Below are 17,675 nucleotides of genomic sequence, written 5' to 3'. Positions count from 1 at the left end.
GGGCCGCCGGACGCGGGGACACGGCCGCTCATCCGGAGGGGCCCGGCCCCCGCCGCGCCAGTTCCCCCGCCTGTCCGCCGAACACGACGGCGCCGCGGCGGAGTTCGTACACCAGGACGTCGGGGCGCTCGCGCAGGCCGGGCGGCAGGCGCTGTTCGGCCACGACCACGCAGGCGTCCAGAGCGCCCAGCAGTTCGTACGTGCGGGCCGCGACCGCCGGTGACATGCCCTGGGCGGGTTCGTCGACGAGCACCACGCGCGCGTGTGCCAGCAGGGCGCGGGAGAGGGCGAGCATCCGCTGCTCCCCGCCGGAGAGGGTGCCCGCGCGGCGGGGGAGGAGAGGCCGCAGCTGGGGGTACGCGGTGAGCGCGAAGGCGTAGTCCCTCGCGGCCAGTTCGAGGTTCTCGTGGACGGTCAGCGAGCCGAAGACGGCCTGCCGTTCGGGAACCAGGCAGAGGCCGCGGCGGGCTCGCTCGTACGCCGGCGTCCGGGTCACGTCCGTGCCGTCCCAGACCACCGCCCCGCCGGACAGGGGCACCGTTCCGGCCAGGGCGCGCAGGGCGGTCGTACGGCCGGAGCCGTTGCGGCCGAGGAGGACGGTGAGGGCGCGGGCCGGGGCCGCGAGGGTGACGCCGTGCAGGGCCTCCAACGGGCCGTAGCGGACGCGGGCGTGACGCAGGGAGACACCGCTCATGTGCCGACCTCGTCCAGTACGCGGGCCGGTGGGCCGGAGGCGACGATGCGGCCGGCCGCCATCACGTGCACGACGTCCGCGAGGTCGGCGACCAGATCGAGGTCGTGCTCCACGACGAGGAGCGCGGTGCCGTCCGCCGCCAGGGCCTTCAGCACCCGGGCCAAGGCGTCGACCTCGGCGCCGTCCAGTCCGGCCGCGGGTTCGTCGAGGAGCAGGACGCGGGGGCCGCCGGCGAGGGCTCGGGCCAGTTCCACCCGGCGGAGGGTGCCGGTGGGGAGGGCCGCGGCGGGGAGGGGGCCGGGCAGGGCCAGCAGGGCGAGCGCCCGGTCCACCGCGGAGGGGTCCTTCCCGCGGCCCTGTTCGGCGCCCACCCGGACGTTCTCGGCCACGGTCAGGGAGGGGAAGATCGCCGGCTGCTGGAAGGTGCGGGCGATACCGAGGCGGGTGCGGGCGTGGGCGGGCAGGCGGGTGATGTCCCTCGAACCGAGGCGTACTCGGCCGTCCGTGGGACGAACGGTGCCGGCCAGGCAGTGGAACAGGGTGCTCTTGCCCGCACCGTTGGGTCCGACGATGGCCGTGATACGACCCGGGAGGACCGTGAGGTCGACTCCGTCCAGGGCGGTGAAGGTGCCGTAGCGGGCCCGCAGACGGTGCGCGGTCAGTGCGGGCCGGTGGGGGCGCGCGGGCTTGTCCCTCCCACCGGCACCCCTCACACCACCGACATCCCTCACCCCACCGGCACCCCCCACACCTGCGGCGCCTCCCGTGCGACCTGCCTGGTCGGGTGCGGGTGGCTCCTGCGGGGCTGCTGTGTCGCCGGCGTGCGAGGGCAGCGCGGGCCCCTGTTCCGTCGGCCGCAGCCGCTCCCGTACCCGCTCTCCGAGCGGTGTGAGCCTCGCCGCCCGCCTCGGGCGCAGCCGGCTCGTCGCCGTTCGCAGGGCCTCGTACGGGCCCCCGGGGAAGCGCCCCACCAGGACCGCCAGGACGCCGATCAGGGCCGCCGCCACCCCGCCGCGCGCGCCCGCGTCCAGGCCGACCAGGAGGGCCGCCGCGGCCGGCGCGCCCAGGGCGCTGTCGGCGCCGAGGACCACGACGGCCGCGAACCAGAGCAGACCCCGTACGGGGTCGTAGGCCGTGGGGTCGAAGGCCCGTACGCCCATGCCGAGCATTCCGCCGCCGAGGGCGGCCAGGGCGGCGCCCGCGACGAAGGCCAGGAGTTTGAGGGCCGGGACCTGGACGCCCGCCGCGGATGCCCCGGCCTCGTGGTCCCGCATGGCCGCCAGGGCGCGGCCCGTGCGGCCTCCGCGCAGCACGCGGGTCAGCAGCAGCGCGGCGAACAGGAGCACCAGTTCGAGGAGGTAGTACGCGCGGTCGCCGTCGAAGCCGGACGGGCGGTCCAGGGTCAGGCCCGAGGTGGCGTACGGCTGGGCGAAGACGAAGCGGCTCACGCCGACGCCCACGGCGAAGGTCGCCAGGGCGAGTGCGAGGCCCCGGCGGGTGATCGCCGGCCAGCCCGTCAGCAGGCCCAGGGGGGCCACCAGGGCCACCGACACGGCCAGCGCGGCCAGTTCGGGCAGCCGGGGCAGGCCCGGGAAGCGGCCCGCCGCCAGCAGGGCCGTGAACAGGGCGCCCAGGCCCGCGTACGCCGACTGGCCGAGGGAGATCTGGCCGCCGCGGCCGGTGACCACCACCAGGGAGAGCAGGACCACCCCCAGCGCCGGTACCTGGACCGAGGTGTGCAGGTCCGAGCCCGCGAAGCCGAGCGGCAGCAGGAACAGGACGACCGCGACGATCCACGCGCCGGCAGGCGTGGGCACGCGCGCGGTGGCCGTGCGCGGAAGGGCGTCACGGGTGCCGACGCGCGGGAGTACGAGGGCCGCGACCAGCAGGGCCACCACGAACAGGTTCGCGCCGACCGCCTGCAGCAGCGGTTCGCCCCAGCCCGTGGGGTGAAGCCTCGTCAGCTGGCTCTGCGCCACGCCGATGCCCAGCGCGACCAGCACCGCCACCGGCAGGCTCCGCATCCGCGCCGCCACCGCCACCGCCACGACCTCCATGACGAGCAGCGGCAGGCCGTACGGGTCCAGACGGACGTACGGCGCCAGCAGCGCGCCCGTCAGCCCCGCCGTGAACGCCCCGAACGCCCAGCCCGCCGCGGCCACCCGGTCCGCGTCGATCCCGCCGAGCACGGCGAGCTGCCGGTCGTCCACCACGGCCCGCAGCTCACGCCCGAAGCGCGTCCAGCGGATCACCGCGCCGACCCCGACGGCCAGGACCAGCACGACCGCCAGCTGGCCCCACGGATCCTCCGACACCAGCTCCGGCGCGTCGTCGCGCGCCCCCTGGCCCCACAGCAGCGCGGCCCCGCCCACCAGCAGCACGAACACCCCGATGGAGGCCACGAGCGTCTGCGCGGGATCGCTGCCGAGGACGGCGAGGGGCCGGAAGACGAACCGTTCCAGCACCACCCCGATCGCCGGAGCGAGGACGACGAGGGTCACCGTGGCGCCCAGCCACAGCGGCCAGCCCCACTCCACCACGCACTGGCGCAGCACATACGCGCACACCATCGCGATCGCCCCGTGCGCGAAGTTGAGCACACCGGTGGCGCGATACGTCACCACCAGGCCGATCCCGGTGAGCGCGGCGGCGCTGCCGACCGAGAGACCGGCGAGGGTGAGGTCGTACGTCAGCGAGGACATCAGCCGGTTTCCCCGGACGGCTCACAGATGGGGCAGGGGCCCAGCTCGCCGCTGGTCAGTAGCTTGGTGTCCACCGGGACCGCCTCCACCTTCCCGGAGACCAGCGGACAGTCCGCGCGGTGCCACAGGGTGCCGCCCGGCACCATGAGCAGATCACGGCTGACCGCCAGGGGCAGGGCGGCCGCCTGCGCGGACTCCTCGGCACCGGCGGGTTCGGCGGCGACCAGGAGTTCGTGGAGCTCCTCCACGCGCGCGGCGGCGAGCGCGTCGCGTCCATGGGCGAGCAGGACCGCGCCGGCGATGATCAGCGCCGCGCCGGGGATGGTGCAGGAGGCCAGATACGGCAGCTGGCGCTCGGCGTAGCGCTCGCCGGAGACGCCGTACCAGCCGATGACGCACAGCACCGCGCCCGCGGCGAGCGCGGCCCAGCCGGCCCACACGGTCGGGTGGACGGTCCGCAGTCGCGCTGTCCGCATCCTTGGCTCCTCGTCCGTTCACACACGTCGTGTGTCTGGCTGTCTTCCAAGTCCGCCGATGGACTTGCACTATGCCTCTTGCAAGCTGACCCTGAAAGCACCGGGCGCACCTTGCCCGGACCGACACCCGGTGGTGAGCCAGATGGTTCTCGGGAGCGACCTCAGGCGGCGGAAGGCACGAAGGGGGCGCGGCCCACGGGAGGGGGGACGGGGGACGGCGGCGCTCGCCGCTCTTGTTCTCTTCCTGGCCCCGGCCCTCGCGGCCTGCGGCGACGACAGCGGCGGCGGCGGTTCCAGCGCCCCGCCCACCCCGTCCGTGGAGAAGACGGCGACCGGCGCGCCCGCCACCGCGCCCGCCGACCCGGCCGCGGCCAAGCGGGAGGTCACCGCGAACTGGCAGAAGTTCTTCGATCCGAAGACCTCCCTCGCCGAGAAACAGAAGGTGCTGGAGAACGGCGACACGATGCAGCCCGTGCTGAAGGCCTTCAGCGGTGACAAGCGCGGCGGGCAGGTGCGGGCGCAGGTCCAGAAGATCGAGTTCACCTCGCCGACCCGGGCGACCGTGACGTACGCGCTGACCCTGAACGGCGCCACCGCCCTGCCGAACGCCTCCGGGACCTCCGTCGAGCAGGGCGGCACCTGGAAGGTGTCCGTCAACACGCTGTGCGCGCTGGTCCAGCTGAGCGGCGATGCGTCGGGTACGCCGGCACCGGGCTGCTGAGGGCGCCGCTGCCGCGGTGCTGCTGCTCCTGATGGGCACGGCCTGCGGCAGCCGCCTGCCGGAGAGCGACTTCGAGCACGACACGCGCTCACCCGCGACCGCGCGCGGCGATGCCACGCCGATCCCGGTCGGCATCATCACCAGCGCCACCAGCCCGGTCGGCGGCACCACCTTCACCGGCCCGCGCGACGGTGCCAAGGCGTACTTCGACCGCCTCAACGCGCGCGGCGGCATCGACGGCCACCCCGTCGAGGTGCGCGAGTGCGACGACGGCGGCAGCGGTGTCGGCGACAACACCTGCGTGCACCAGCTGGTCGACGAGGACCGGGTCGTAGCCCTGGTCGCCACGACCGCGCTGGAGTACGCGGGCGCGTCCCGCGTCTCCCACGCGCGCGTGCCCGACATCGGCGGCCAGCCCATCGGTCCCGCCTACGACACCTGGCCGCACCTCTACGGCATCTACGGCAGCCTCGCGCCCCGGAACGGCACGCCGGGCTGGGACGGCGAGCTGTACGGCGGCACCGAGGTCTACCGGTACTTCAAGCGCGAGAAGGGCGCCCGCACCGCCGCCGTGGTCTCGTACAACCAGGCCGCCTCCGCCGCCTACGCGCGGCTGGTGCGGCGGGGCCTGGAGGCCGAGGGCTACAAGGTGGTCACCGAGCAGGTCGACTTCGCGCTGCCCAACTTCCGTGCCGCCGCCGCCGACCTGAAGGAGCAGGGCGCCGACCTCGTCTTCGACGCGATCGACACCCATGGCAACGCCGAACTGTGCAAGGCGATGGACGAGGTCGGCGCGAAGGTCATCGCCAAGGTGACGAACGTGCAGAACTGGACCTCCACCGTCCCGGCCGACTACAGGGACTCACCGCGGTGCCGCAACGCCCTCTGGGCGACCGGCTCCAGCCGCAACTACGAGGACACGGGCGACGCGGCCGTACGGGAGTTCCGGGACGCCACCAAGGGCCTGAAGACGCACTCCCAGTGGCAGCTGGAGGGCTGGGCGGCCGCGATGTGGTTCACGGACGCCGCCAGGTCCTGCGCGGGCACGGGCATCACGCGCGCGTGCGTGGACGCCTTCATGAACCGGAGCGAGGACTACACCGCCGGCGGGCTGCTGCTTCCCGTCTCCTTCGAGCGCCTCGCCGAGCCGCCCAGGACCCGCCGGACCTGTCTGTCGGTGGCCCGCTGGCAGGACGGCAAGGGGTGGGTGTCACAGGGGGACATGAACGGCAACTGCTTCGACGTGCCGCAACTGCCGTACACCCCCTGACCGGGCGCCGCTGGGGATCAGGGGCGCCCGGGTCCGGCTGTCCCGCGCTCCGCTCCGAGCGGCTCGTCCGGGGTCGCCGCGTACTCGGGATGGTGCAGATCGAACGCCGGGGACTCGGAGCGGATCCGGGGCAGGGTCTTGAAGTTGTGCCGCGGAGGCGGACAGGAGGTGGCCCACTCCAGGGAGCGGCCGTAGCCCCAGGGGTCGTCGACCTCGACCTTCTCGCCGTACTTGGCCGTCTTCCAGACGTTGTAGAGGAACGGCAGCGTGGACATGCCGAGCAGGAACGCGCCGATCGACGAGACCGTGTTGAGGGCCGTGAAGCCGTCCGCGGCCAGGTAGTCGGCGTACCGGCGCGGCATGCCCTCGGCGCCCAGCCAGTGCTGCACCAGGAACGTGGTGTGGAAGCCGACGAACAGCGTCCAGAAGTGGATCTTCCCCAGCCGCTCGTCGAGCATCCTGCCGGTGAACTTCGGCCACCAGAAGTAGAAGCCGCCGAAGACCGCGAAGACGACCGTGCCGAAGACGACGTAGTGGAAGTGGGCGACGACGAAGTAGGTGTCCGAGACATGGAAGTCCAGCGGCGGCGACGCCAGGATCACCCCGGTCAGGCCGCCGAACAGGAAGGTCACCAGGAAGCCGTTGGCCCACAGCATCGGCGTCTCGAAGGAGAGCGAGCCCCTCAGCATGGTGCCGATCCAGTTGAAGAACTTCACACCGGTCGGCACCGCGATGAGGAAGGTCATGAAGGAGAAGAACGGCAGCAGCACCGCGCCGGTGACGAACATGTGGTGCGCCCACACCACCACCGACAGCCCGGTGATCGCCATCGTCGCGCCGATCAGCGTCAGATAGCCGAAGAGCGGCTTGCGGCTGAAGACCGGCAGGATCTCCGTGATGATGCCGAAGAACGGCAGCGCGATGATGTACACCTCGGGATGGCCGAAGAACCAGAACAGGTGCTGCCACAGCAGCGCCCCGCCGTTGGCCGAGGCGAAGACCTGCGCACCGAACCTCCGGTCCGCCTCCAGACACAGCAGCGCGGCGGCGAGCACCGGGAACGCCATCAGGATCAGGATCGACGTGAACAGCGTGTTCCAGGTGAAGACCGGCATCCGGAACATCGTCATGCCGGGGCAGCGCATCCCGATGATGGTGGTGATGAAGTTGACCGCGCCGAGGATCGTGCCGAAGCCGGCCAGCGCCAGCCCCATGATCCACATGTCGGGGCCGATCCCGGGGGAGTGCACCGAGTCGTTCAGCGGAGCGTAGGCGAACCAGCCGAAGGCGGCGGCACCGTCCGGTGTGAGCAGCGAGCCGAGCACGGTCAGACCGCCGAACAGGAAGAACCAGTACGACAGCATGTTCAGCCGTGGGAAGGCGACATCGGGGGAGCCGATCTGCAGGGGCATCAGCTCGTTGGCGAAGCCGGCGAACATCGGGGTCGCGAACAGCAGCAGCATGATCGTGCCGTGCATGGTGAACAACTGGTTGAACTGGTCGTTGTCCATGATCTGCAGACCCGGCCGGGCGAGCTCGGCCCGCATCAGCAGCGCCATCACCCCGCCGATCAGGAAGAAGACGAACGACGTGACGAGATAGAGGTGACCGATCTTCTTGTGGTCGGTGGTGGTCAGCCAGTCCACGATCAACCGGCCGCGTTCCTTGCCTCGTACCGGTCGCGCCGCCGCCTGCACGGTCTGGGTCCCCATCGCTCGCTCGCCCCTTCGCTCGTCGCGTACCGGGTCCGCCCGAGCCCACGCGCGCGTGCCCGCGAGCTCCTGTCATGGTGCTCGCGCCGTCACACGTTCCGACAGGGGGTGTGCGGGGGTTCCGTGCTGGATCCGTGCATTTCCTATGCGGTGTCAGGCCCCGCGACCTCGGCCCGGAATCGAGCGGGATTCGAATCCGGGGGCGTCCGGCGCCACTTCTCACGGCACTTTCCGACGGGGTATTCGACAAGCCGTCACGACACGCAGGAATTACGGCCGATTGCCTGCCCAAGGCGTAGGGAACCGCTCGAACGTGTGACGCACCGAGGCCGAAACGCGTGTCGTGATCCTGTGACAGAAGTGTGACCGGAGGGGGACGCGTGGCCTTTGGGACGGACCCGGCTTCCCTGCTCGCGGGGCAGCGCCTAGCGTGGCGGCATGGCACCGATTCCCACTCCTTCAGGGGAGCCCCAGGACAGTCCGGACGGGTACGTCGGCCTCGATGCCGCGAGCGCCGAGCGGCGTGCGCGCGAGCGGGGGTGGTCGACCGTGCGTTCGCTGCCGTCGGGGGCGATCATCACCATGGAGTACCGGAGCGGCCGGCTGAACTTCGAGGTGAAGGACGGCCGGGTGCAGCGGGCCTGGAAGGGCTGAGGCAGGACGAAGGCCCCGGTTCCCGAGAGGGTGCCGGGGCCTTCGCCGTGCGGGGCTTGGTTGTGCGTACCGGACCCCGCTCGTCCGTGTTGTCCGTTCGTCCGTGGTGCGGGTGGCGTCTGTGGCCGGTCAGCCGCCCGTCATGGGGCGGGCCGGAGTGGGGGCGGCGCGCGGGACGCGGTCCGCGTGCGCCGGCCGACGGCTGCCGACCGGGGTGACCGGGGTGCGCTCGGAGCGGGCCAGGTGCGGGCCCGGGGCGAGATAGGCGGGCGCCGCCCTGGGCGGGTGGGCGGCCGGCTCGCGCGCCTCGTCCTGGGCGCCGACGCGCGGCTTGAGCAGCACCGGCGTCGCCCCGGCGGGGGCGGGCGCGGGCGCGGTGGCGCCGCCACGGGCACGCCAGCGGTCGCGCAGGTCGAAGAGCCCGACCTCGGCGCGGGCGATCAGCGGCTCGCACCAGGGCAGGGCGAGCAGGACCAGCAGACCGGCGGCCCAGCCGAGCAGGACGTCGCTCAGCCAGTGCGTACCGAGGTAGACGGTGGCCATGCCGACGCCCAGCGCGGTCAGCGCGGAGAGGGCGGACAGCCAGCGGCGGGCCCTCGGGGTGGAGGCGAGATAGGCCAGGATGCCCCAGGTCACCACCGCGTTGGCGGTGTGACCGCTCGGGAATATGTCCCCGCCCAGACCCATCTCGTTGGAGCCGATGGTGGTGGCGTAGTGCGGGCCGAGCCGGCCCATGCCGTACTTGGCGGCGCCCACGGTGATGTTCAGCAGGAGCAGCGAGGCGCCCAGGGTCAGCAGGGGGCGCAGCGTGTGCTGCCTCCAGGAGCGCCAGCCCAGCCAGGCGGCGACCATCACCGCGGTCGGGCCGCGCTGGCCGAGGACCACGTAGTAGTCGACGAACCAGTGGATGCCCGCCCACTGCTGGTACGGCCGGAAGAACATGACCTGCCAGTCCAGGCGGACCAGCCAGGAGGTCGTGACCACGGCCCACACGATCGCCAGATAGAACGCCAGGGTGCCGACCAGCAGCGCCACCCGGTGCCGGCTCATCTTCGGCACATCGATGTGGGCCGGTCGTTCCGGCTCCCTGTCGAGTCTGGCGAACACCCGGTCCAGACGGGTGAGGTTTCGTTCGGTACGCACCCAATCGACGTTACAGCGAGTGAGGTCAGTTCTCCGTCGATACAACGTCTTTGTGATGACGATGTGATGTGGGATTGCTCTCAGGGCGGCTTAATTTCCAGGGAATCCGCAATGCCGGGCGGCCGGCCCCTTCAATTCCTTTGATCATTCGTCGAATGAGTTTTGTTGGACTTTTGAATTCGTTCACCGAATGCTGGGACGGATTTCTCCCGGCGCTCACGCGTCCGGCGGGCCGGTCATGGTGGCCCGGAGCCGTTCAGCCAGAACGCCCCGTACACGGCCGACAGCACCGCGGCACCGCCCACCACCAGCGCCGACCTGGACGTCCGCAGCCCGGCCAGCGCCAGCGCCGGCGGCAGCAGCAGCGGGAACGCGGGCATCAGCAGACGCGGTTTCGAGCCGAAGTAGCTCGACGCGCACAGCGCGAGGACGGTGACCACCCCCGCGTACACCAGGAGGGGAAGCGGCTGGCGCCGGCGCACACAGACGACGTACAGCCGGATCACCAGTCCGACGCCGAGGACGATCCCGGCGCCGGCCAGGGCGCCCGGGACCGAGGTGAACTTCTCGGCGACGAAGCGGGCGAAGGCGGCGCCGCCGTCGAAGCCGTTGCGCCAGCCCGCCTGGACGTCGAGATAGCCGAGAGGCCCCCTGCCGGTGTGGTGGCCGACCCACAGGACGTAGCCGGCGGCGCCCAGCGGGGCGAGGAGAAGGCCCAGGGCGCGTTCTACGGCGCTGGAGGCGCGCGAGATGCCCCGCGCGCCGTCGGGCGCCGGAACGCGCCCCAGGGGGCCCTCCGTGGGCGTTGAGGGGGCGCGCACGCCCGCGTGGGCGCCGTGCGCGTCCGCCGCGCCTCGGTCCCGCACGAAAGAGGCGATGCCGGCCGCCCACACGGCGGCCACCACCGCGAGCCCGACCGGCCGGGTCAGCCCGGCGAGCGCCGCCAGCGCGCCCGCCACCGCCCAGCGGCCGGTCAGCACCGCGTACAGCGCCCAGGCGGCGAGCGCGGTGAACAGCGACTCGCTGTACGCCATCGACTGCACGATCCCGACGGGCAGCACGGCCCACAGCAGTACCGCGCAGACGCCCGCTCTGCGGCCGTACACCTGCTCCGTCACCGCGAAGATCCCCCAGGCCGCCGCGAGCGAGGCGAGCAGACTGACGACGAAGCCCGCGTCGGCGTGGGCGAGGGGCGTGAGCGCGTGCAGCAGCCGCTCCAGCCAGGGCAGGAGCGGGAAGAAGGCGAGATCGGAGTGCACGTCCCCGCCGGGCAGCCGCACCTCGTAGCCGTATCCCCGCTCCGCGACACGCGTGTACCACAGCGAGTCCCAGCGGGCCGTCAGCAGGGTGTACGCGCTCTTGCCGCGCGCGGCGCTCCACACGGCCAGCACGACCAGGCCCAGGGCGCGCACGGCGGCGTACCCGAGCAGGGCGGGGGCCGCGCGGCGCAGGGCCGGGGCGCGTTCTGGAGCGGCGCGCGTCGCGAGATCGGTCACGGGCTCGATTATCGACGCCCGGAGGAACCGGGCCGCCGGGCGGAGCGTGGTCCCAGGTGAGGGGGAGTGGTGTACGCCACACGAGTTCCGTACGGAGTCTGAGAGGTCCGCCACGTGACCGGGGCGCGAACTCGCGTACGCTGACGTGTCACTCGCCTTCGTTGCGCGGGCCGGAGACAGCCGCTCCTCTCCGGTCGAGATCATGGGGAGTCCCCACCCCATGTGCCCGCCGAACGCGAGGAAGCATCTGGGAGGTACGTACATGTCCGGGACGACCACGGCCGCCGCTGCGCTGCGCCGTCGGGCGGCCGGGGCCGGTGCCAACCGCTGGGTCGTCCTCGTCGTCCTGTGTGTGAGCCTGCTGCTGGTCGCGGTCGACGCGACGGTGCTGCACGTGGCGGTGCCCGCGGTCACCGAGGACCTGAAGCCCGGCGCGATAGAGCTGCTCTGGATCGTCGACGTCTATCCACTGGTCTGCGCCTCGCTGCTGATCCTCTTCGGGACGCTGGGCGACCGCGTCGGCCGCAGACGGATCCTGCTGCTCGGGTACGGCCTCTTCGGCGTCGCCTCCGGCGTCGCGGCCCTCGCCCACGACCCCCAGGTCCTGATCCTCGCGCGGGCGCTGCTGGGCGTCGGCGGTGCGATGATCATGCCGGCCACGCTGTCGATCCTCCGGCAGGTCTTTCCCGACCGGCGCGAGCGGGCGCTGGCGATCGGCGTGTGGAGCGCGGTCGCCGCGGTCGGCGCGGCGGTCGGACCACTGCTGGGCGGCTTCCTGCTGGAGCACTTCTGGTGGGGTTCGGTCTTCCTGGTCAACATCCCGCTGATGCTGGTGAGTCTGCCGGTGGGGCGGCTGCTGCTGCCCGAGTCGAAGGGCGCGGCCGACGGACCCTGGGACGTGGTCGGCGCGCTGATGGCCGCGGCCGGTCTCTTCGGTGTCGTGCTCGGCGTGAAGCGGCTCGGTGGCGGGGAGCCGCCGCTGAGCGTGTTCACGCTGGCACCGCTGGCGGTGGGCGCCGTGCTGATGGTTCTCTTCGTACGACGGCAGCGGCGGCGGGCGCATCCCCTGGTGGATCTGGGCATGTTCGCGCGCCCGGCGTTCAGCACGTCGGTGGGCTGCATCGTGCTGGCGATGCTCGCCCTGGTGGGCCTCGAACTGATCGCGGCGCAGTACCTCCAGCTGGTACTGGAGCTGTCACCGCTGCAGACGGGTCTACGGCTGCTGCCGCTGACCTTCGCCGCGATGGCGGCGGGGCTGGCCGGGGCGCGGATGCTGCGGCGCTTCGGGCCGCGGCTGATGGTCTGCTTCGGGTTCTGTCTGACGGCCGGCGCGGTGCTGATGCTGACCGCGATGGGCGGCACGGACAATCCGGGGCTGCTGGTGTTCGGGTTCGTGCTGCTCGGCTTCGGCCTGGAGACGACGCTCTTCGGGGCCTACGAGTCCATGCTGAGCGAGGCTCCGCCGGCGCAGGCCGGTGGGGCGGCCGCGATCGGGGAGACGTCGTACCAGCTGGGAGCGGGCATCGGGATCGCGCTTCTGGGGAGCGTGATGAACGCGGCGTACGCGCCCGGGCTGTCGTCGGTTCCGGGGGTTCCGGCGTCGGCGTCGACCGCGGCGGGGCATTCGCTGGGGGAGGCGTACGACGTGGCGGGGCGTCTGGGCGGGTCCGTCGGAGTGGCACTGCGCCGGGCCGCTCGGGACTCCTTCGTGCACGGCCTGCATGTGACGTTGCTGGTGAGCGCGGGACTGCTGCTGCTCGGGGCCGTGATGGCGCTGCGGCTGCCGCGGGTCATGCAGTGCGGGGAGGTCGGCGGACCGGTGGAGCTGCCCGCCCCCCGGGAGGTGGCCGAATCCCGCGTCTCCGCCTAGCCCCGGCACGCGTGCCGGGCAAGGCGCTCACCGATGCCTTCCCCTGACCCCGGAAGCGGGGGCAGGGCCGGTGAGCGGCCCTGCCTCAGCTCTGGTTGAAGAAACCGTCCTCCCGGCGCGCGGCCGGCTCACCGCTGACGATCTCCGTGTTGGAGGGAGTCAGCACGAAGACACGGTTGGCCACACGCTCGATGGTGCCGCGCAGACCGAAGGTCAGACCGGCCGCGAAGTCGATGACGCGCTTGGCGTCCGACGCCTCCATGGCCGTGAGGTTCACGATGACCGGAACGCCCTCACGGAACAGCTCGCCGATGGCGCGCGCGTCCCGGAAGCTGTCCGGAGTCACCGTGCCGATGCGGCGGCCCTTCTCCTCGGCGACGTCCGAGGCCACCTTGACCCTGGGGTCGGTGACCCAGGCATCCCCGGGCTGCTCGGTCCCTTCGGAGTAGTCGTCGTCGTAGTAACGCTCGTCATCGTTGTCGTCAACGAGGCCAAGCCAGGCGCTCGCCTTGCGTACCGATCCCATGGACGCCTCCTCTCACAGCGGTCTTCTTGCTTACGCATCCCTATGGTCATCCATGATGTGGATCGCGCGCCAAGTGGATAGACGCCGCGCGGGGGGTTTGTGACGGTACTGGTGCACAGCGAATACGTCGAGAGCCCGGGTGCCCCAAGGGTCCTGTCGTACACCGCTGCTGACTGTGAGTGAAATATGATTCTTCGTGGCGTACGGGTGATGGATGGGGCGTACGGGTGAACCGCGGGCCGTGTCGCACACGGGAGCTGACGGTGTGTCGGCTGGGGCGGCGATCGCGGTGGCCGTTACTGAGGGTGTCGTATACGGAGTACGCACGGCCGGTGCCGGGGCCGGTGGTCACCTGGTGATTCGTGGAGATCCTGTTTCCGCAACGTAAAACAAAAACATGATCCGGTGACCGGTGCCTCGCGAGGGTCGTTGGCCAGGAGCAGAACCATTTCTGCCTTTGTCCCAAATCGCCCCCCATATAAGGCACTTCAGTGGACGACACAGCAAAAGCAACCACCAGCATCCGCGCCAGGCTGCTGAGGATCCTGATCCTCGCCCTGGCGGTCCTGCTGGCCCTGCTCGGTCTCGCGGCCGCCGAACAGATCTCCGTGTATCGCAACGCCGCCGCCACCGAGGACAACGCACGGCTGGAGATCACCCTCCAGGGACTCGTCCACGAGCTGCAGAAGGAGCGCGGTCTCACCACCGGATACGTGGGCGGCGTCTGGCAGTTCAGGGCCAAACTGCCTGCTCAGCGCAAGGCCACCGACGCCGCGCGGACCGCGCTCGACACGGAACTGAGGAGTCGCGACGACAGCGCCGCCGGCTCCGTGCGCGAGTCGCTCGGGCGGCTCGACGGGCTGGCGGGCATCCGCCGGCACGCCGACGACCGCACCGGTGTGGTGAAGGACACCTTCGACTACTTCACCACCACGATCACCGTCCTCGACCGGCTCGACCTCGGCCTCGACGAGGTCCATGACGGCACGCTGCGCAACGCCTACCAGGCCCTGCAGATCCTGGGCAACGCGAAGGAGTTCACCGGCGAGGAGCGCGCCATCGTGCTCGGCTCGGTGCGGGCCTCCGGCGGCCGCTTCCGCGGCGCCGACTACAGCCGCTTCATGGAGATCAGGGCCTCCCGCCAGGCCGCCCTCGCCACCTTCCCGCGCTCGGCCACCGCCGTCCAGGAGCGCCGCCTGAACGCGGCCATGACCACGCCCGACGCGGAGCGCATGCTGGCGTACGAGGGCGTCGCGGTGCGCGGCGGCGGAAAGCTGAGCGCGCGGCGGATCGGGCCGATGGCCTGGTGGGACGCGACGACCTCGACCATCAACGGACTGCGGGACGTGCAGATCCGGCTCGGCACGGACGTCGAGAACCGTGCCGCCGGGCTGGAGAGCGCCGCCCAGCGGGATCTGCTGCTCTTCCTGCTGCTCGCCCTGGTGACCGTCGGGGCGCTCGGCGCCCTCGCCCTGGACTGTGTACGGTCCGTCTCCGCTCCGCTCGCCGAACTCGCCCAGCAGGCGCGGGAGATGGCCGGAGAACGGCTGCCGCGCGCCGTGGCCGCCGTACAGGACGCGGACTCCGGCGAGAGCCCCGAGGCGCCGGCTCCGCTCGTCCTGTCGGGCCGGGCGGGCGCCGAGGTGCGGGATGTCGCCGAGGCGTTCGACCGGGTGCAGCGGGCCGCGTTCGACCTCGCCACCGAGCAGGCGGTGCTGCGCCGCAACGCCACCGACTCACTGGTCAGCCTCGGCCGCCGCAACCAGAACCTGGTACGCCGCCAGATCAGCTTCATCAACAAGCTGGAGCACGAGGACGCCGACCCGGCGACCCTCGCCAACCTCTTCGAGCTGGACCACCTCGCCACGCGTATGCGCCGCAACGCCGAGAGCCTGCTGGTGCTCGCCGGTGAGTCCAGCCCGCGGCCCTGGGCCACCCCACTGGCCCTCACCGACGTCCTGCGTGCCGCGCTGTCCGAGGTCGAGGAGTACCGCCGGGTCAACCTGCGGCGGGTCGAGCCCGCGCACATCAGTGGCTCGGTCGTCGCCGAGGTCGCCCATCTGCTGGCCGAGCTGATCGAGAACGCGCTGAGCTTCTCGCCGCCGGACTCCGACGTGGAGATCGAGGGGCGGCGCACCAGCGCCGGATATCTGGTCGCGATCGTCGACCACGGGCTCGGCATGGACACTCAGGCACTCGCCGAGGCGAACGTACGGCTGTCGGGGACGGCCAGCTTCATGGCCGAACCGACCCGGTTCCTCGGCCACTTCGTGGTCGGCGCCCTCGCCCGCAAGTGCGGTATCGAGGTGCGGCTCGGGGAGGCGCCGGCGGCCGGGGTGGTGGCGCGGGTGCTGATCCCCGTGGCGCTGCTGACGGAGCCCCCGCAGGGCAGGACCTCACCGGCACTCCCCGCGCCGCGCAAAGAAGAGGCAAAGCCGCAAAGGGAGTTGGTCACCGTCGCGGCGGAGGCGAAGAAGGAGGAGGACGCGAAGGTGAGCGAGAGCAAGGGCACGTCGGCCGCCCGTACCCGTAACGGGCTCGTCAAGCGGCCGCAGCGCAGCGCCATCGCGGACGCCGTGCACGAGACCGACCAGCAGGGCCGGATCGCCCCCGCCGAGCCGATGCCGGACCGCAGCCCCGAGGAGATCTCCGGGATGCTCTCCACCCTGCGCAGCGCCCATATGCGGGGCGGTATCAGCGTGGAGAAGGAGAAAAGGGAGCAACTGGAGAAACGGGACAGGCAGCGGTCCGCCGCGCAGAGTGAGGGTGACGCCCAGTGACCACCGTCGACGCCCACAACGACTCGCAGACCTTCAACTGGCTGCTCGCCAACTTCGTCCGGAGCACCGACGGGGTACGGGACGCGGTCGCCGTCTCCTCCGACGGACTGCTGATCGCCGTGTCGGACGGGCTCGGGCGGACCGAGGCCGACCATCTCGCCGCGATCGTGTCGGGGCTGTCCAGCCTGGCGCGCAGCGCGTCCAAGCGGTACGGCTTCGACGGGGTCAAACTCATCATGATCGAGATGGGCCGGGGTTTTCTGCTCGTCTCCGCGATCCGGGACGGCAGCTGTCTGGGAGTGCTCGCCGACAGCAGCGGTGAACTGGGGCTCGTGGGCTATGAGATGGCCGTGCTCGCCGAGCGGGCGGGCGATCTGCTCACCCCCACGCTCATCGCCGATCTGCGGCAGGCGTTGCCGCGGTGAACGGCGAACACCCCAGGGACGTAGAAGCGGTTGAGGACGCGACGTTCGTCCGGCCGTTCATCATCACCGGCGGCCGGGCCGAGCCGCTCCAGGCGGATCTGCGGCTGGAGACGCTGGTCGTCGCCGTCGGTGCGGCCGACGACACGCTGACGTTCGAACGGCGGCACATCGTCGCGGTGTGCCAGGAGCCGACGACGGTGGCCGAGGTGGCGTCGCGGGTCGGTGTGCCGCTCGGAGTCGCCAAGGTGCTGGTCTCCGACCTCGTCGTGGCCGGCCGGCTCGACTGCCGGCAACCCGCGGAGCTGCCGCTCCAGATGCTCGAAAGGATCAGGGACCATGTCCGGGCGCTCTGACAGGATCGTGCCGCTCGCCGTGAAGATCGTGGTGAGCGGGGGGCTGGGAGTCGGCAAGACCACGTTCATCGGGGCGATCTCGGAGATCGAGCCGTTGGACACGGAGGCCGCGATCACACAGGTCTCCGTGGGGGTCGACTCGCTGGAAGGGATCGAGTCGAAGACGACGACCACGGTGGCGCTGGACTTCGGCCGGATCACGCTCGATCCGACCATCGCGCTCTATCTGTTCGGGACGCCCGGGCAGGACCGGTTCTCGTTCCTCTGGGACGACCTGGTGGAGGGGGCGCTGGGGACGGTGGTCCTCGCCGACACCCGGCGGATCGAGGAGTGTTTCCCGGCCGTCGACTACTTCGAGTCCCAGGGAGCGCCGTTCGTGCTGGCGGTGAACCGCTTCGATGGCGCCGAGCGGTTCGAGCTGGAGGAGGTGCGCGAGGCCTTGGGACTCGGGGCGGATGTGCCGGTGCTGGAGTGTGACGCCCGGGAGCGGGCTTCGGTGCGGGATGTGCTCGGGGCCTTGATGGACCGGGTGATCGGGGTGCGGGCCGCGCCCAAGAAGCGGGTGGCCATGGTGCGTTAGTCGTGTGCGGGCGGTCTGTGGTCGCCCGTGCCCGTGCGGCGGAGCCGCATGGCGGTACAGCCCCCGCGCCCCCACTGGGGGCGCGGGCGCGACCGCGGGCTTGGAGGAACGCGAGGGGAGGGAGGGGGTGCGCGTGTGAAGGCCTGGGAGCGTGGAGAGCGCGGGGACCGCCCCATGAGGAATCAAGGGGTCAGGGCGCGGGCGCGCAGTGGTGTCGGCTCAACAGGAAGAGGACCACACTCGACCGAAGTCGATGTGGGAGCGCGTGACCAG

The 17,675-nt window shown here is 71.8% G+C and carries 15 protein-coding genes; 8 read left to right on the top strand and 7 right to left on the bottom strand.

What is annotated here, in order from left to right:
* Nucleotides 1-28 precede the first annotated feature (28 nt).
* Genes ABZT17_RS28600 through ABZT17_RS28590 form a run of 3 tightly spaced genes read right to left on the bottom strand, consistent with a single transcriptional unit; the run spans nt 29 to nt 3,872 of the window.
* A complete protein-coding gene (locus tag ABZT17_RS28600) occupies nt 29-694 on the bottom strand; it encodes an ATP-binding cassette domain-containing protein (RefSeq protein WP_356352763.1) in 666 nt (221 codons plus the stop codon).
* The gene (locus tag ABZT17_RS28595) at nt 691-3,396 is read right to left on the bottom strand and encodes an ATP-binding cassette domain-containing protein (RefSeq protein ID WP_356352761.1); all 2,706 of its coding nucleotides are present in this window, start codon (nt 3,394-3,396) and stop codon (nt 691-693) included. The genes ABZT17_RS28600 and ABZT17_RS28595 overlap by 4 nt, the downstream gene beginning before the upstream one ends.
* Nucleotides 3,396-3,872: a hypothetical protein gene (locus ABZT17_RS28590; protein ID WP_356352759.1), complete on the bottom strand. Its 477-nt coding sequence runs from the start codon at nt 3,870-3,872 to the stop codon at nt 3,396-3,398. The genes ABZT17_RS28595 and ABZT17_RS28590 overlap by 1 nt, the downstream gene beginning before the upstream one ends.
* A gap of 142 nt (nt 3,873-4,014) precedes the next feature.
* Between ABZT17_RS28590 and ABZT17_RS28585 the strand changes: the two genes are divergently transcribed.
* Both ABZT17_RS28585 and ABZT17_RS28580 read left to right on the top strand, forming a co-directional pair.
* Nucleotides 4,015-4,593, top strand: a complete 579-nt coding sequence (locus tag ABZT17_RS28585; protein ID WP_356352757.1) for a hypothetical protein — start codon at nt 4,015-4,017, stop codon at nt 4,591-4,593.
* Nucleotides 4,562-5,863, top strand: coding sequence for an ABC transporter substrate-binding protein (locus ABZT17_RS28580; protein ID WP_356352756.1), 1,302 nt, complete (start codon nt 4,562-4,564; stop codon nt 5,861-5,863). Before ABZT17_RS28585 ends, ABZT17_RS28580 begins: the two co-directional genes overlap by 32 nt.
* Before the next feature lie 17 nt (nt 5,864-5,880).
* Here the strand turns inward: ABZT17_RS28580 and ctaD are convergent, their stop codons facing one another.
* Nucleotides 5,881-7,575 carry a cytochrome c oxidase subunit I gene (gene ctaD, locus ABZT17_RS28575; protein WP_356352755.1) on the bottom strand — a complete coding sequence of 565 codons (1,695 nt, stop codon included), beginning with the start codon at nt 7,573-7,575 and terminating at the stop codon, nt 5,881-5,883.
* Nucleotides 7,576-8,013: 438 nt separating this feature from the next.
* Here ctaD and ABZT17_RS28570 point away from each other — a divergent pair, with 438 nt between their 5' ends.
* Entirely contained in the window at nt 8,014-8,229 is a 216-nt protein-coding gene (locus ABZT17_RS28570; RefSeq protein ID WP_356352754.1) for an I78 family peptidase inhibitor, read from the top strand.
* Between the two features lie 129 nt (nt 8,230-8,358).
* Here ABZT17_RS28570 and ABZT17_RS28565 read toward each other — a convergent pair whose 3' ends face one another.
* On the bottom strand, nt 8,359-9,372 hold the full coding sequence (locus ABZT17_RS28565) for a phosphatase PAP2 family protein (RefSeq protein ID WP_356352753.1): 1,014 nt from the start codon (nt 9,370-9,372) through the stop codon (nt 8,359-8,361).
* A 236-nt stretch (nt 9,373-9,608) separates the two neighbouring features.
* Complete coding sequence (locus tag ABZT17_RS28560) at nt 9,609-10,868, bottom strand: glycosyltransferase family 39 protein (protein ID WP_356352752.1); 1,260 nt, start codon at nt 10,866-10,868, stop codon at nt 9,609-9,611.
* A 262-nt stretch (nt 10,869-11,130) separates the two neighbouring features.
* On the opposite strand from ABZT17_RS28560, the gene ABZT17_RS28555 reads away from it, so the two are divergent.
* Nucleotides 11,131-12,738: an MFS transporter gene (locus tag ABZT17_RS28555; protein ID WP_356352751.1), complete on the top strand. Its 1,608-nt coding sequence runs from the start codon at nt 11,131-11,133 to the stop codon at nt 12,736-12,738.
* 85 nt (nt 12,739-12,823) lie between these two features.
* On the opposite strand, the gene ABZT17_RS28550 is transcribed toward ABZT17_RS28555, so the two are convergent.
* Nucleotides 12,824-13,264 (bottom strand): cell division protein SepF, encoded by a 441-nt coding sequence (locus ABZT17_RS28550; RefSeq protein ID WP_356352750.1) that lies wholly within the window; start codon nt 13,262-13,264, stop codon nt 12,824-12,826.
* Nucleotides 13,265-13,755: 491 nt separating this feature from the next.
* Here ABZT17_RS28550 and ABZT17_RS28545 point away from each other — a divergent pair, with 491 nt between their 5' ends.
* Genes ABZT17_RS28545 through ABZT17_RS28530 form a run of 4 tightly spaced genes read left to right on the top strand, consistent with a single transcriptional unit; the run spans nt 13,756 to nt 17,402 of the window.
* Nucleotides 13,756-16,044 (top strand): nitrate- and nitrite sensing domain-containing protein, encoded by a 2,289-nt coding sequence (locus tag ABZT17_RS28545; RefSeq protein ID WP_356352749.1) that lies wholly within the window; start codon nt 13,756-13,758, stop codon nt 16,042-16,044.
* On the top strand, nt 16,041-16,469 hold the full coding sequence (locus ABZT17_RS28540; RefSeq protein ID WP_208785709.1) for a roadblock/LC7 domain-containing protein: 429 nt from the start codon (nt 16,041-16,043) through the stop codon (nt 16,467-16,469). The genes ABZT17_RS28545 and ABZT17_RS28540 overlap by 4 nt, the downstream gene beginning before the upstream one ends.
* Nucleotides 16,466-16,822: a DUF742 domain-containing protein gene (locus tag ABZT17_RS28535; protein ID WP_356352748.1), complete on the top strand. Its 357-nt coding sequence runs from the start codon at nt 16,466-16,468 to the stop codon at nt 16,820-16,822. The genes ABZT17_RS28540 and ABZT17_RS28535 overlap by 4 nt, the downstream gene beginning before the upstream one ends.
* The gene (locus ABZT17_RS28530) at nt 16,806-17,402 is read left to right on the top strand and encodes an ATP/GTP-binding protein (RefSeq protein WP_356352747.1); all 597 of its coding nucleotides are present in this window, start codon (nt 16,806-16,808) and stop codon (nt 17,400-17,402) included. The genes ABZT17_RS28535 and ABZT17_RS28530 overlap by 17 nt, the downstream gene beginning before the upstream one ends.
* The last annotated feature ends 273 nt before the right edge of the window (nt 17,403-17,675 follow it).

Origin of the sequence: Streptomyces sp. NPDC005648, assembly GCF_040605395.1 — a bacterium.
Classification (GTDB): domain Bacteria; phylum Actinomycetota; class Actinomycetes; order Streptomycetales; family Streptomycetaceae; genus Streptomyces.
Note: the sequence above shows the minus strand (reverse complement) of the source record. Positions and strands in the feature narration are given on the sequence as shown.

Coding starts and splice junctions, on each gene's coding strand:
- ABZT17_RS28590 (WP_356352759.1), bottom strand. CDS start 3,872: ATGCGGACAGCGCGACTGCGGACCGTCCACCCGACCGTGTGGGCCGGC.
- ABZT17_RS28550 (WP_356352750.1), bottom strand. CDS start 13,264: ATGGGATCGGTACGCAAGGCGAGCGCCTGGCTTGGCCTCGTTGACGAC.
- ABZT17_RS28580 (WP_356352756.1), top strand. CDS start 4,562: ATGCGTCGGGTACGCCGGCACCGGGCTGCTGAGGGCGCCGCTGCCGCG.
- ABZT17_RS28600 (WP_356352763.1), bottom strand. CDS start 694: ATGAGCGGTGTCTCCCTGCGTCACGCCCGCGTCCGCTACGGCCCGTTG.
- ctaD (WP_356352755.1), bottom strand. CDS start 7,575: ATGGGGACCCAGACCGTGCAGGCGGCGGCGCGACCGGTACGAGGCAAG.
- ABZT17_RS28585 (WP_356352757.1), top strand. CDS start 4,015: ATGGTTCTCGGGAGCGACCTCAGGCGGCGGAAGGCACGAAGGGGGCGC.
- ABZT17_RS28555 (WP_356352751.1), top strand. CDS start 11,131: ATGTCCGGGACGACCACGGCCGCCGCTGCGCTGCGCCGTCGGGCGGCC.
- ABZT17_RS28570 (WP_356352754.1), top strand. CDS start 8,014: ATGGCACCGATTCCCACTCCTTCAGGGGAGCCCCAGGACAGTCCGGAC.
- ABZT17_RS28530 (WP_356352747.1), top strand. CDS start 16,806: ATGTCCGGGCGCTCTGACAGGATCGTGCCGCTCGCCGTGAAGATCGTG.
- ABZT17_RS28595 (WP_356352761.1), bottom strand. CDS start 3,396: ATGTCCTCGCTGACGTACGACCTCACCCTCGCCGGTCTCTCGGTCGGC.